The organism is Ensifer sp. Root278 (genome assembly GCF_001429285.1).
In the GTDB taxonomy this organism is placed as follows: domain Bacteria; phylum Pseudomonadota; class Alphaproteobacteria; order Rhizobiales; family Rhizobiaceae; genus Ensifer.
Genome location: NZ_LMJJ01000005.1, coordinates 77,435 through 91,487, shown reverse-complemented (window position 1 = coordinate 91,487; position 14,053 = coordinate 77,435). Strand labels below are relative to the sequence as shown.

Annotated in this window: 12 protein-coding genes; 10 read left to right on the top strand and 2 right to left on the bottom strand. The window is 62.5% G+C overall.

The window, feature by feature from the left end; translation table 11 throughout:
* Positions 1 to 3: 3 nt before the first annotated feature.
* On the bottom strand, positions 4 to 657 hold the full coding sequence (gene rutR, locus ASE60_RS07140) for an HTH-type transcriptional regulator RutR (RefSeq protein ID WP_057249052.1): 654 nt from the start codon (positions 655 to 657) through the stop codon (positions 4 to 6).
* A gap of 283 nt (positions 658 to 940) precedes the next feature.
* Between rutR and ASE60_RS07135 the strand changes: the two genes are divergently transcribed.
* Both ASE60_RS07135 and hydA read left to right on the top strand, forming a co-directional pair.
* Positions 941 to 2,191, top strand: coding sequence for a Zn-dependent hydrolase (locus tag ASE60_RS07135; RefSeq protein ID WP_093234882.1), 1,251 nt, complete (start codon positions 941 to 943; stop codon positions 2,189 to 2,191).
* 185 nt (positions 2,192 to 2,376) lie between these two features.
* Positions 2,377 to 3,831 carry a dihydropyrimidinase gene (gene hydA / locus ASE60_RS07130; RefSeq protein ID WP_057249050.1) on the top strand — a complete coding sequence of 485 codons (1,455 nt, stop codon included), beginning with the start codon at positions 2,377 to 2,379 and terminating at the stop codon, positions 3,829 to 3,831.
* A 93-nt stretch (positions 3,832 to 3,924) separates the two neighbouring features.
* On the opposite strand, the gene ASE60_RS07125 is transcribed toward hydA, so the two are convergent.
* Positions 3,925 to 4,338 (bottom strand): cupin domain-containing protein, encoded by a 414-nt coding sequence (locus ASE60_RS07125; protein WP_057249049.1) that lies wholly within the window; start codon positions 4,336 to 4,338, stop codon positions 3,925 to 3,927.
* 121 nt (positions 4,339 to 4,459) lie between these two features.
* On the opposite strand from ASE60_RS07125, the gene ASE60_RS07120 reads away from it, so the two are divergent.
* From ASE60_RS07120 to ASE60_RS07085, 8 genes are all read left to right on the top strand, one after another.
* Positions 4,460 to 5,251 carry an ABC transporter ATP-binding protein gene (locus ASE60_RS07120; RefSeq protein ID WP_057249048.1) on the top strand — a complete coding sequence of 264 codons (792 nt, stop codon included), beginning with the start codon at positions 4,460 to 4,462 and terminating at the stop codon, positions 5,249 to 5,251.
* Positions 5,241 to 5,705 carry a GNAT family N-acetyltransferase gene (locus ASE60_RS07115; RefSeq protein ID WP_057249047.1) on the top strand — a complete coding sequence of 155 codons (465 nt, stop codon included), beginning with the start codon at positions 5,241 to 5,243 and terminating at the stop codon, positions 5,703 to 5,705. Before ASE60_RS07120 ends, ASE60_RS07115 begins: the two co-directional genes overlap by 11 nt.
* Entirely contained in the window at positions 5,702 to 6,037 is a 336-nt protein-coding gene (locus ASE60_RS07110; RefSeq protein ID WP_057249046.1) for a hypothetical protein, read from the top strand. Before ASE60_RS07115 ends, ASE60_RS07110 begins: the two co-directional genes overlap by 4 nt.
* Positions 6,038 to 6,039: 2 nt before the next feature.
* The gene (locus ASE60_RS07105; RefSeq protein WP_057249045.1) at positions 6,040 to 6,924 is read left to right on the top strand and encodes an ABC transporter permease; all 885 of its coding nucleotides are present in this window, start codon (positions 6,040 to 6,042) and stop codon (positions 6,922 to 6,924) included.
* Positions 6,921 to 7,790: an ABC transporter permease gene (locus ASE60_RS07100; protein ID WP_057249044.1), complete on the top strand. Its 870-nt coding sequence runs from the start codon at positions 6,921 to 6,923 to the stop codon at positions 7,788 to 7,790. The genes ASE60_RS07105 and ASE60_RS07100 overlap by 4 nt, the downstream gene beginning before the upstream one ends.
* 99 nt (positions 7,791 to 7,889) lie before the next feature.
* Complete coding sequence (locus ASE60_RS07095; protein WP_057249043.1) at positions 7,890 to 8,882, top strand: ABC transporter substrate-binding protein; 993 nt, start codon at positions 7,890 to 7,892, stop codon at positions 8,880 to 8,882.
* Positions 8,883 to 9,398: 516 nt separating this feature from the next.
* Positions 9,399 to 10,586 carry an efflux RND transporter periplasmic adaptor subunit gene (locus ASE60_RS07090; protein WP_057249127.1) on the top strand — a complete coding sequence of 396 codons (1,188 nt, stop codon included), beginning with the start codon at positions 9,399 to 9,401 and terminating at the stop codon, positions 10,584 to 10,586.
* A gap of 14 nt (positions 10,587 to 10,600) precedes the next feature.
* Complete coding sequence (locus tag ASE60_RS07085; RefSeq protein ID WP_057249042.1) at positions 10,601 to 13,918, top strand: efflux RND transporter permease subunit; 3,318 nt, start codon at positions 10,601 to 10,603, stop codon at positions 13,916 to 13,918.
* Positions 13,919 to 14,053 lie beyond the last annotated feature (135 nt).

Below are 14,053 nucleotides of genomic sequence, written 5' to 3'. Positions count from 1 at the left end.
GGCTCAGGCCGCCGGCTGCTCGCTGACCTGCAGCCCGTCGACAAAGAGCCGCTCCAAAAAGCGCGCTGCGTCTTCGAACCGTCCCTCGCCGGCATTGCCCTGGCCAAGCACGGCGCGTACCTGCACGTCGAAGTCGGCATAATGCTGGGTCGTTGACCAGATCGCAAAGATCAGGTGGTAGGGGTCGCATTTGGCGATCTTGCCGGCTTTCGCCCAGGCGCGGATCACCTCCGCCTTCTCGTCGACCAGCGCCTTCAACGGCCCCTTGAGCTCGTCCTCGATATGCGGAGCACCCTGCAGCACCTCGTTGGCGAAGAGCCGGCTTTCGCGCGGATAGTCGCGGGCCATTTCGAGCTTGCGCCGGATGTAGCTGCGGATCTCGGCGACCGGATTTCCCTCGGCATTGAACTCGCGCAGGGGATCGAGCCAGGTATCGAGCACCCGGTCGATCAGCGCCCGGTGCATCGCTTCCTTCGTGCGGAAATAATAAAGCAAATTGGGCTTCGACATGCCCGCCACTTCGGCGATCTGGTCGACGGTCGCGCCGCGGAAACCATTGGCGGAGAAGACTTCAAGCGCCGCTTCCAGAATGCGCTCTTCTTTCTCTTCCTGGATGCGTGTCCGCCTCTGGGTCCTGGCCGCTCTCGGTAGTACCATCTGTCCCCCTGGCGATCCCCGCGCGCCTCGCCGCGCAAGAACCGATCTGCCCAATTTCCGGCCTCGCCATCTTCTTGGGCAACAACTTCGTTTTTTTGCTTTTCCGGCTTGAGTGCCGCAATGGAAGTTGTAATGTTTACCAACCGGTCAAATTATCAGCCAGTTCACCGCCAAAGGCAACGGCTGATCGAAGGGCACCAGAAAAAACCAAGCCTGGATTTGACCAAGGGAACATAAGGGCGCGCCGATTGAGGCAAGGCCCTGAAAAGATGAGGAGACCGCCGTGGCTGCACCTGGCGAGAACATGCGTGTCAATGCCGACCGCCTGTGGGATTCACTTATGGAAATGGCCAAGATCGGCCCTGGCGTTGCTGGCGGCAATAACCGCCAGACATTGACCGACGCGGACGCCGAAGGGCGCCGGTTGTTCGAGTCCTGGTGCGAGACGGCCGGCCTCACCATGGGCGTCGATAGTATGGGCAACATGTTCTTCACACGCGCCGGCACCGACCCGGACGCTCTGCCCGTCTATGTCGGTTCGCATCTCGACACCCAGCCGACCGGCGGCAAGTTCGACGGTGTGTTGGGCGTGCTCTCCGGCCTCGAAGTCATTCGCTCGATGAACGACCTCGGCATCAAGACCAAGCACCCGGTCGTCGTTACCAACTGGACGAACGAGGAAGGCGCACGCTTCGCGCCGGCCATGCTCGCCTCCGGCGTCTTTGCCGGCGTGCACAGCCAGGACTTCGCCTATGGCCGCAAGGATCCGGAAGGAAAGACCTTCGGCGATGAATTGAAACGCATCGGCTGGGTCGGCGACGAAGAGGTCGGCGCCCGCAGGATGCATGCCTATTTCGAATACCATATCGAGCAGGGCCCGATCCTCGAAGCCGAGGGGAAGGACATCGGCGTCGTCACCCACTGTCAGGGCCTCTGGTGGCTGGAGTTCACGCTGACGGGACGCGAAGCCCATACCGGCTCGACGCCGATGAACATGCGCGTCAATGCCGGCCTCGCCATGGCCCGCATCATGGAAATGGTCCAGAGTGTTGCCATGGTGAACCAGCCGGGTGCCGTCGGTGGCGTCGGCCAGGTGGTCTTCTCCCCCAATTCCCGCAACGTTCTGCCGGGCAAGGTGGTCTTCACCGTTGATATCCGCTCGCCCGACAAGGAGAAGCTCGATCGCATGCGCGCCAGGATCGAGGCCGAAGCGCCAAAGATCACCGAGCCGCTCGGCGTCGGCTGTTCCATCGAGGCGATAGGCCACTTCGAACCGGTGACCTTCGACCCGAAACTGGTTACCGCCGTGCGCGATGCCGCCGAACGGCTCGGCTACAGCCACATGAACATCATCTCGGGCGCCGGCCACGACGCCTGCTGGGCCGCCAAGGTGGCGCCGACGACGATGATCATGTGCCCTTGCGTCGGTGGCCTCAGCCACAACGAGGCGGAGGATATCTCCAAGGAGTGGGCCAGCGCCGGCGCCGACGTCCTCTTCCACGCCGTCGTCGAAACGGCTGAAATCGTCGAATGAGTTTGCGGGCGGGACGAAAGTTCCGCCCTTTTTCGTGGCGGCCGCCTACTGCATAATTCCTTAAATCGGGATCGATTTAAGGGGAAATTATGCAGCAAATCTAAAATGCTACAGCGACCTTAGCGCGTATTAAAACACGCGCGGCGCTGTAGGCGCCGGAAGCGCAATCGCGAGGATCAAGTACCATGAGCACTGTCATCAAGGGTGGAACCATCGTCACGGCCGACCTGACCTACAAGGCGGACGTCAAGATCGAGGGCGGCAGGATCGTCGAGATCGGCCCCAATCTTTCCGGTGACGAGACGCTGGATGCGAGCGGCTGTTTCATCATGCCGGGCGGCATCGACCCGCACACCCATCTCGAAATGCCCTTCATGGGCACCTATTCCTCGGACGATTTCGAAAGCGGCACGCGTGCGGCACTTGCCGGCGGCACGACCATGGTGGTCGATTTCGCGCTGCCCTCCCCCAACCAGTCGCTGCTCGAAGCGCTCACCATGTGGGACAACAAGTCTACCCGCGCCAACTGCGACTATTCCTTCCACATGGCGATCACCTGGTGGAGCGAGCAGGTCTTCAACGAGATGGAGACCATCGTTAAGGACAAGGGCATCAACACCTTCAAGCACTTCATGGCCTATAAGGGCGCGCTGATGGTCGACGACGACGAGATGTTCTCGTCCTTCCAGCGCTGCGCAGCCCTCGGCGCGCTGCCGCTCGTGCACGCGGAAAACGGCGATGTCGTCGCCCAGCTCCAGGCGAAGCTGCTTGCCGAAGGCAACAACGGTCCGGAGGCACACGCCTATTCGCGGCCGGCCGAAGTCGAGGGCGAAGCAACCAACCGCGCGATCATGATCGCCGACATGGCCGGCTGCCCGGTCTATATCGTGCACACCTCCTGCGAGCAGGCGCATGAGGCGATCCGCCGGGCCCGCGCCAAGGGCATGCGCGTCTTCGGCGAGCCGCTGATCCAGCATCTGACGCTGGATGAAACCGAATATTTCAACAAGGACTGGGACCATGCGGCCCGCCGCGTGATGTCGCCACCCTTCCGCAACAAGCTGCATCAGGACTCACTCTGGGCCGGTCTCGCCTCGGGCTCGCTGCAGGTGGTCGCGACCGACCATTGCGCCTTTACAAGCGAACAGAAACGCTCCGGCCTCGGCGACTTCACCAAGATCCCCAACGGCACCGGCGGTCTCGAAGACCGCATGCCGATGCTCTGGACCCATGGCGTCAACACCGGCCGCATCACCATGAACGAGTTCGTGGCGGTCACCTCGACCAACATCGCCAAGATCCTCAACATCTACCCGAAGAAGGGCGCGATCCTCGTCGGCGCCGATGCCGACCTGGTCGTCTGGGACCCGAAGCGCACCAAGACCATCTCGGCCAAGAACCAGCAGTCGGCGATCGACTACAACGTCTTCGAGGGCAAGGAGGTGAAGGGCCTGCCACGCTACACGCTGACCCGCGGCGTCGTCGCGATCGAGGAAAGCACGATCAAGACCCGCGAAGGCCACGGCGAATTCGTCCGCCGCGATCCGTTCCCGGCCGTCAGCTCCGCTCTTTCTACCTGGAAGGAAGTCACGGCACCGCGCGCCGTCCAGCGCACCGGCATTCCGGCGACCGGCGTCTGAGGCCTCATGTTTCGCGGCTTGCACGTCTTCGCGCCGCTCTGTCCCACCGGACATGCCCTGCCAGATCGGCGGGGCACTTCGGCGCGGGTGGCGTCAGGCATGCACGAGCGCGTCGAGCTCGGGCAGAAGCATGACGCTTTCCAATTGCTTCGGGTCCGTGCGCGCAATGACGGCCGAACAGGGCTCATTCGAACGGTTCTCCGGCAGGTGTGGCATGCCGGCGGGGATATAGACCATGTCACCGGCCCGGGCGACGACGTGTTCCTCCAGCTTCTCGCCAAACCAGGTCCAGGCCTCGCCCGAAAGCACATAGATCGCCGTCTCGTGGCTCTCGTGCAGATGCGCCTTGGCGCGCGCGCCGGGCGGGATCGTGACGATATGCATGCTGAGGCCAGTCGCACCTACGGTCTCCGCCGCAATGCCCTCGAAATAGTTGAGCCCCTGCTGGCCGGCCTGCACGCCTTCAGGACGAACCACGCGACAGCCCGGATTGGATGATCGAGACATGACTGTTCTCCAGAATTCCCTGAAAAACCAGCAACAAACGGCTCCGCACCCAAATCCGCGATTGCATGTTGCCGGTCCGGATAGCAGTCTGACACAGACCAGCCAGAATGAGTATTCGCCGATGACGTCCAATACCGCATCCGTGGTTTCGGCCCGGGACCTCTGCCTGACTTTCGAAACCGCCGATGGACCGGTGCATGCGCTGACCGGCGTCAATCTGGACGTCGCCAAGGGTGACTTCGTTTCCTTCATCGGCCCGTCCGGCTGCGGCAAGACGACGTTTCTCAGAGTGATCGCCGATCTCGAAAAGGCGAGCTCCGGCAAGATCAGCGTCAACGGTATGACGCCCGAGGAAGCGCGCAAGCAGCGCGCCTATGGCTACGTGTTCCAGGCGGCAGCGCTTTATCCCTGGCGCACGATCGAGAACAACATCGCCCTGCCGCTGGAGATCATGGGCTATTCGAGGGAAGAGAAGAAGGCGCGCATCGAGCGCACGCTCGACCTCGTCAACCTCACGGGCTTCGGCAAGAAATATCCCTGGCAGCTGTCTGGCGGCATGCAGCAGCGCGCCTCGATCGCCCGTGCACTCGCCTTCGATGCCGATCTGCTTTTGATGGACGAACCCTTCGGCGCGCTCGACGAGATCGTCCGCGATCACCTCAACGAACAGCTGTTGAAGCTCTGGGCCCGCACCAACAAGACGATCTGTTTCGTTACCCACTCGATCCCCGAGGCCGTCTACCTCTCAACCAAGATCGTGGTGATGAGCCCGCGTCCCGGCCGCGTCACCGACGTCATCGAATCGACGCTGCCGCGCGAACGCCCGCTCGGCATTCGCGAGACGCCGGAATTCTTGGAGATTGCCCATCGCGTTCGCGAGGGCCTGCGCGCGGGACACAGCTATGACGAATAGTGCCGTGATCCGCCCGGCCGAACGGACCGACATGGCCGCCTGCGCCGGCATCCTCAACCGCTGGATCGACGCAACACCGTGGATGCCGCGCGTGCACGATCATGCCGACGTCGAGCGCTACTACGCCGACACGGTGTTTGCCGAACGCAGGGTGATCGTGGCGGAGCGGAAGAACGACGTCGCCGGCTTCCTTGCGCTTTCCGACGACCGCTACGTCACGGCGCTCTACATCGACGCGCCTCACCGCGGCACCGGCATCGGCTCGCAGCTCGTGCAGGCCGCCAAGGACTTGTCTCCGGAAGAACTCAATCTCTGGACCTTCGAACACAATCGTGACGCCCAGCGCTTCTACCAGCACCAGGGCTTCGAAGTCGTGCGGCGCACGGACGGCGACAACGAAGAGAAGCTGCCGGATATCCACTATCGCTGGCAGGCCAAGGAGATGCAGGCATGAACCTCGCCTTTGGCCTCTGGATGCTCTTGGCAACGACGATCTTTCTCGGCGGCGCGACCGCCTCGCGCGCCTATGTTTCGAATAATCACCTCGGTATGCTCGTCCTCGCGCTTGGGCTCTACGTCATCGGCAACATCATCATGGTGAAGCTGATGCGCGAAGGTGGCCTCGGCCTCGCAATTTCGCTTTCGGCGCTCGTACAGCTCGTGCTCGTCAACATCATCGCCTTTGCGGTCTTTGGTGAACGGTTGAGCCTCACACAGGCCGCCGGTGTCCTTCTCGGCATCGTCGCCATGGGTCTGATGTTGTTGCCCGCAAGCGGAAAGGCGTGACAATGCAGGAACCAAGCTTCCTCAGGGACAAGTTGCTGCCGGTCGGCACCGTCGTCGTGCTGCTGATCGCGCTCTGGTACGTCGCAGTCGTCTTCCTGAACGCGCCCTTCGAGCGCGACACGGCCGCGCGTGCCGGCACCGAAATCACCTTCTCCGAGATCATGCGCAACACCATGGCGCAGGAACGCCCGGTGCTGCCGGCGCCGCACCAGGTGATCGCCGAGATCTGGGACACGACATTCAACAAGGCAATCACGTCGAAACGCAGCCTCGTCTACCACGCCTGGATCACGCTTTCGGCGACCCTGCTCGGCTTCGGCATCGGTGCAGCACTCGGCATCCTGCTCGCGGTCGGCATCGTGCACAACCGCGCCATGGATCGTTCGCTGATGCCGTGGGTGATCGCCAGCCAGACGATCCCGATCCTCGCCATCGCGCCGATGATCATCGTCGTCTTGAACGCCATCGGCATCTCGGGCCTGCTGCCGAAGGCGCTGATTTCCACTTACCTTTCCTTCTTCCCCGTCGTCGTCGGCATGGTGAAGGGGCTACGTAGTCCGGAAACGATCCAGCTCGATCTGATGCACACTTATTACGCCTCATCGGCACAGACCTTCTGGAAGCTGCGCTGGCCGTCGTCCATGCCCTATCTCTTCACCTCGCTGAAGGTTGCCGTTGCCATCTCGCTGGTCGGCGCGATCGTTGGCGAGCTGCCGACCGGTGCTGTCGCCGGCCTCGGCGCCCGCCTGCTCGCCGGTTCCTATTACGGCCAGACGGTGCAGATCTGGGCGGCCCTCTTCATGGCGGCAGCACTCGCCGCTGTCCTCGTCATGATCGTCGGCTTTGCCCACACCGCCGTCCTGAAGCGCATGGGAGCCAAGCCATGAACCTGCCAGTCCTTGCAGCAGCGATCATCTTCTGGCTCGCCGCCTGGGCCTTCAACGAGTGGCTGGTGCGCCAAAAATTCCAAAGCGACGTCGCCAACAGCGCCGCACGATTTGCCGTGCCCTTGCTCTTCGGCATCACCATCCTGGTTCTCTGGGAAGGCATCGTTCGCGGCTTCTCCGTGCCGTCCGTGCTGCTGCCGGCACCCTCCATGATCTGGCAGAAGCTGATCAATTCGCTGCCGACGCTTGGCGCCGACTTCCGCCAGACCTTCCTGAAGGCGGTGCTGATTGGCTACGCGCTCGGCTGCGGCCTCGGCTTTGCCGTCGCGATCCTCATCGACCGCTCGCCGTTCCTGCAGAAGGGCCTCTTGCCGCTCGGCAACTTCGTCTCGGCCCTCCCCGTCATCGGCGTCGCGCCTATCATGGTCATGTGGTTCGGCTTCGACTGGCAGTCGAAGGTCGCGGTCGTCGTCATCATGACCTTCTTCCCGATGCTGGTGAACACGGTCGCCGGCCTTGCCGCCGCCAGCCACATGGAGCGCGATCTGATGCGCACCTATGCGGCGTCCTGGTGGCAGACGCTCGTCAAGCTGCGCCTGCCGGCCGCCTGGCCGTTCATCTTCACCGCGCTGAAGATCAATTCGACACTGGCGCTGATCGGCGCCATCGTCGCCGAGTTCTTCGGAACCCCCATCGTCGGCATGGGGTTCCGGATTTCCACGGAAGTGGGACGCATGAATGTCGACATGGTCTGGGCCGAGATCGCCGTCGCGGCGGTCGCAGGCTCCGCCTTCTACGGGGTGGTCGCGCTCATCGAGCGCGCTGTCACCTTCTGGCATCCTTCCATCCGCGGAGGGCGCGCCTGACGCATACTGCCTGAGCAATTCCAGAAAAAGTGTGAAACGGTTTTCCGTCCGGAATTGCGCAGTTGAAAGAAAATGAAACAAAAACAAGAGGGAACTGACATGAACAAAAGACTTGCATCGCTTCTCGCCGCAGGCGTCTTTTCGCTGGCAGCGTTCCAGGCTGAGGCCGCCGAGAAGGTGACACTGCAGCTGAAATGGGTGACCCAGGCGCAATTTGCCGGCTACTACGTCGCCAAGGACAAGGGCTATTACGAGGAGGAAGGTCTCGACGTCGACATCAAGCCCGGCGGTCCTGATATCGCACCGGCACAGGTGATCGCCGGCGGCGGCGCCGATGTGATCGTCGACTGGATGCCCTCTGCCCTTGCCACCCGCGAAAAGGGTGTCGCGCTCGTCAACATCGCCCAGCCCTTCAAGAAATCGGGCATGATGCTGACCTGCCTCAAGGAAACCGGCGTCACCAGCCCCGACAAGTTCAAGGGCCAGACCCTCGGCGTCTGGTTCTTCGGCAACGAGTATCCGTTCCTCTCCTGGATGGCGCATCTGAAGATCCCGACGGATGGCGGCCCGAACGGCGTCACGGTCCTGAAACAGGGCTTCAACGTCGACCCGCTGATCCAGAAGCAGGCCGCCTGCATCTCGACCATGACCTATAACGAATACTGGCAGGTCATCGACGCCGGCATCAAGCCGGACGACCTCGTTACCTTCAAATACGAGGACCAGGGCGTGGCGACGCTCGAAGACGGCCTCTACGTGCTTGAAGACAAGCTCAAGGACGCCGCCTTCAAGGAAAAGATGGTCAAGTTCGTGCGCGCCTCGATGAAAGGCTGGAAATTCGCGGAAGAGAACCCGGATGAAGCCGCAGGCATCGTGCTCGAAAACGACTCCACCGGCGCCCAGACGGAAAAACACCAGAAGCGCATGATGGGCGAAGTGGCCAAGCTCACGGCCGGCTCGAACGGCGCGCTGGATGAGGCCGACTACAAGCGCACGGTGCAATCGCTGCTCGCGGGCGGCTCCGATCCCGTGATCTCCAAGGAGCCGGAAGGCGCCTGGACGCACGAGATCACCGATGCCGCACTGAAGTAGACATCGCCAAATCGTCAGAAGAGGGTCGCACGATCGTGCGGCCCTCTTCCGTTTTCTCGGCGGCCGTTCGCATCCGCCAAATTGCTGCCGGGTACCGGGCGTGGGGGTGGTAACCCTGGAAGCAACGGCGCTACCCTTGCTTGCCATTGTCAAGATCGTGTCAAGATCGCAACCATAACCGCAGAACAGGTCGAATATTGAGGCACCATCGCTTCATGCGCACTTGTAAGCGTCGAAGGCCGAGATTACATAGGCCCCGATGTTTGTTGGAGGCAGGCATGGTGGAGGGCACCCTTTTCCCGATGTTTTGCCTGCGGTAACCGGTCCCAGTTCCGCCCGCGTCTACGGTCTGATACCGTGCACGCGGAGCGCGAAATGAGGAAAGCGCAGTCTCCTGTCCCCGCGCAATCCGCCGGGGCGAGATGTCGGCGTGATAAAATCGCCTGATTGCCCGTGGATCCTGCATCGAGCGGTGATCCGCTCGATGTTGTTTCCATTGCCGGGACTGTGAAGCCGATGGCTCTAAAAGTACTGCCCGTTCTCAGCGTGTGCGCTGCGATGACCTTTGGTTCGCTTTCGTCCGTCTGGGCGGAGGAAGCGACGCAACCGAAGCCGACGCAAAACCTCCCCTCCATCGTTGTCACCACAGCGGTCGACCAATCGATCAGCGACCGCGTCGTTGCGACCGGCACCATCCAGGCGGTCGAGCAGGTCTACGTCGCCCCCATGGTCGAGGGCCTTTCCATCCGGACACTCAATGTCGATGTCGGCGACAAGGTCGAAGCCGGCAGCGTGCTCGTGGTCCTGAACGACGACGCCCTTCGCCTGCAAAAAAGCGAACTCCAAGCGTCGCTTGCCAAGGCGGAGGCCGGGCTTGCTCAACTGAACGCACAGCTCAGCGAAACCAGGGCGAACGCTGACGAGGCCAAACGCGTCAGCGACCGCGCTGCGGGACTTTCGAAGAACGGCACGGTTTCGACGGCTGAGGCCGACCGGGTGCGGGCGCTCGCGATTGCGACGCAGGCACGCGTCCTTTCGGCGGAGCAGGCCGTCGCCGTCGCCAATGCCGACATCAAGGTGGCCGAAGCGCAGATCGACGACATCGACCTTCGCCTCGCTCGTACCGAGGTAAAGGCGCCCGTCGCCGGCGTCATCTCCGCCAAGAACGCCAAGGTCGGCGCGATCGCCACCGGCAATAGCGAACCGCTCTTCGCCATGATCCGCGATGGCGCGATCGAGATGAAGGCAGATGTTGCCGAAGCCGACATCATCAAGCTCGCCGTGGGCCAGCCGGCAACCGTGACGCTCGCCGGCGGCAACACCAAGGTCGAGGGCACCATCCGCCTGATCGCCCCGACCGTCGATCCCGTCAGCCGCCTCGGAACCGTCTTCATCAACCTGGCGGATACCGAGAAGGCACGCGCCGGCATGTATGCAAGCGCGCTGATCACCGCCCAACAGAAGCAGACAGTGGTCCTGCCGCAAACGGCCGTTACCAATGAGAATGGCCGCACGATCGTCCGCAAGGTCGAAAACGGCGTCATCCGCATCCTGCCAGTCAAGACAGGGATTTCCGACGGCAAGTTCATCGAAGTCCTCGAAGGCTTGAAGGCTGGCGAGGAAGTGGTGGCGAGGGCCGGAGCCTATGTCCGCGACGGCGACCGCATCAACCCCGTCAAGTCCGCTGAACCAGCGACCAACTGACAGGAACCGTGACCATGAACTTCTCAGCCTGGTCCATACGCAATCCGATCGCACCGATCCTTGCCTTCGTCGTTCTGATGGTGCTCGGCTATCAGTCCTTCGTATCGCTGCCGATCACCCGTTTCCCCAACATCGATGTGCCGATCGTCTCGATCAACGTGACGCAGAGCGGCGCATCGCCGGCCGAGCTTGAAACGCAGGTCACCAAGGAAATCGAGGACGCGGTCGCGAGCGTCACCGGCGTCGACCATATCCAGTCGACGATCAATGACGGCACGTCGACGACCGCCGTCATCTTCCGCATGGAAGTGCCGACGACCCAGGCGGTGCAGGACGTCAAGGACGCGATCGACCGCATCCGCAGCGATCTCCCCACCTCGATCGAGGAGCCGATCGTCTCCAAGGTCGACGTCGAGGGCCAGGCGATCCAGACCTTCTCCGTCTCCGCCCCCGGCATGTCGCTGGAAGAGCTCTCCTGGTTCGTGGATGACGTCATCAAGCGCGAGATCCAGGGCAAGAAGGGCATCGGCCGTGTCGACCGCTATGGTGGCGCCGACCGCGAGGTTCGGGTCGAGCTCAACGAAGACAAGCTGAATTCGCTCGGCATCACCGCCGCCGACGTCAACGGCCAGCTCCGCCGCATGAACATGGACCTCGGCTCCGGCCGCGGCCAGGTCGGCGGCAGCGAGCAGGCTATCCGTACCCTCGGCGACACCCGCAACGTCGACCAGCTCGCCAACACGATGATCTCGGTGCCGAGCGGTCGCTTCGTGCGCCTCTCTGATCTCGGCACAGTCACCGACACCTATGAGGAGCCACGCTCCTTCTCGCGCTTCAACGGCAATCCCGGCGTGACCTTTGCGGTCTTCCGCGCCAAGGGCGCTAGCGAAGTGAGCGTCGCGGAGACCGTCGCCAAATCGCTCGAAAAGATCCGTGCTGCCAATCCCGATGTCACCATCGAGATGGTCGACGATTCCGTCTACTTCACCTACGGCAACTACGAGGCAGCGCTGCACACGCTGATGGAGGGCGCACTGCTCGCCGTCATCGTCGTCATGCTCTTCCTGCGCAATTGGCGCGCCACGCTGATCTCGGCCGTGGCGCTGCCGCTCTCGGCGATCCCGACCTTCTGGATCATGGACCTGCTCGGCTTCTCGCTGAACCTCGTCAGCTTCCTCGCGATGACGCTCGCAACCGGTATCCTCGTCGACGACGCGATCGTCGAGATCGAGAACATCGAGCGGCACATCCACATGGGCAAGTCGCCCTATCGCGCGTCGATCGAGGCAGCGGATGAGATCGGTCTGGCGGTTATCGCGACGACCTTCACGATCATCGCCGTCTTCGTGCCTGTGTCCTTCATGCCGGGCATTCCTGGCCAGTACTTCATCCAGTTCGGTCTGACGGTTGCCGTCGCAGTGTTCTTCTCGCTGCTCGTCGCCCGCCTGATCACGCCGGTTATGGCGGCCTACCTGATGCGTCCCTCGGACGCAGGCAGCAGTCGCCACGACGAAGACGGCTTCATGATGTGCAACTACACGCGTCTCGTGCGCGCCACGACACACTACTGGTACACGCGCTACCTGACGCTGCTTGCCGCGATCGCCTTCTCCGTTGGGTCGGTATTCGCGCTGATCCTCTATGTGCCCGGCAGTTTCCTGCCGCCGGAAGACGCCTCGCGCGTCAGCCTGTCGATCGAGCTGCCGCCGGACGCCATGCTCGAGGACACCGACCGAACGACCACGGAGATCTACAACCGGGTCAAGAATATCGAAGGGGTCGACAACATATTCGTCCTTGGTGGCGCTTCGCCGAAGGGCGACCTGGAATTGCGCCGCGCGACCGTGACGGTGCTTCTGAAAAAGCTCGACCATTCGCTCGTAAACAAGATCGTCAACGACGTCATCGGCCGCACGCCACTGATCGGCCCCTACCTACCGAAGATGGCCCCCGCTGGTCGCATCATCCCTCAGTCGCAGATCGAGAAGGAAATCTTCGCCCGCGTCCGTGACATACCGGACGTCCGGGTCATCAAGCTCAACGACCGCGGTGAGCGCGATCTCTCCTTCAACCTGCTCTCCAACAACGAGGCCGATCTCGACCAGGCGGTGGCGACGTTGGAAGGCAAGCTGCGGAGCGACCCGCTGCTGGCCAATGTCAGCCCAGACGGGGCGCTTCCGCGCCCGGAACTGCAGATCCGTCCGCGTGACGAGCAGATGTCGCGCCTCGGCATCACCACGGCGCAGATCTCCGAAGTGATCCGTGTGGCCACCATCGGCGATATCGATGCGGCTTTGACCAAGATCGCGCTCGACGGCCGCCTGATCCCGATCCGCGTTCAGATCAACCGCGATTTCCGCACCGATATCGCCGCCATCCGCAACCTGAAGATCACGACCGCTTCGGGCACGACGGTGCCGCTCTCGAGTGTTGCCGACATCAACTATTCGGAAGGTCCGAGCTCGATCAAGCGCTACGACCGCAACCGCGTCGTGACGCTTGGGGCGGACCTGCCGGTCGGCGTCGCACTGAATACCGCCTCGGACCGCTTCAAGCAGATCGCCGGCCAGGCCGGTTTGCCGAAGTCCGTCGAGTTCCTCGAAAGCGGTGACGCTGAGGTTCAGGCGGAGATGCAGCAGAGCTTCGGCAACGCCATGCTGCTTGGGCTGATGCTGGTGCTGGTGGTGCTGATCCTGCTGTTCAAGGACGTGATCCAGCCGTTCACCATCCTGTTCTCGCTGCCACTCGCGATCGGCGGCGTTGCTGCGGCGCTGATCCTGACGCAGAACGCGCTGTCCATGCCGGTGCTGATCGGCATTCTGATGCTGATGGGCATCGTCACCAAGAACGCGATCCTGCTCGTCGATTTCGGCATTGAGATGATGCACCACGGCATGGACCGCCAGATGGCAATGATCGAGGCCGGCCGCAAACGCGCCCGTCCGATCATCATGACCTCGATCGCCATGTCGGCGGGCATGCTGCCCTCCGCGCTTGGCGTCGGCGAAGGCGGCTCGTTCCGCGCGCCGATGGCGACCGCCGTGATCGGTGGCATCATCGTTTCGACGGTGCTGAGCCTGGTGATCGTGCCGTCGTTCTTCCTGATCATGGACGACCTCTCGCGGCTACTCGCCCGCCTCTTCGGGCGGTTCGTCGGCCAGAAGGACGAAGAGAACCTTCCGCTCGACCGCGAAGCCCTGACGGGTCTGGTGCATGAGCAGAGCAAGACGATCGAAGGCCTGGAAGACCGGCTGAAGACGCTGGAATCGGACCAGAGCAAGGGACGACCCGGCGGCAAGGTCATCAACCATCCGGCGCTCGCCGCCGAATAGGCCAGGTCTGAAGCGGCGCTTCGCCCGGGACTGTCACAATCCAGGAACGAGCCCGCGCCCTGCAAGCGCGGGCTTTTTGTCATTCTTATTTGATCGAGGTCAAACCACCTTCCGCCAAGCTTTATTACCTTGCAC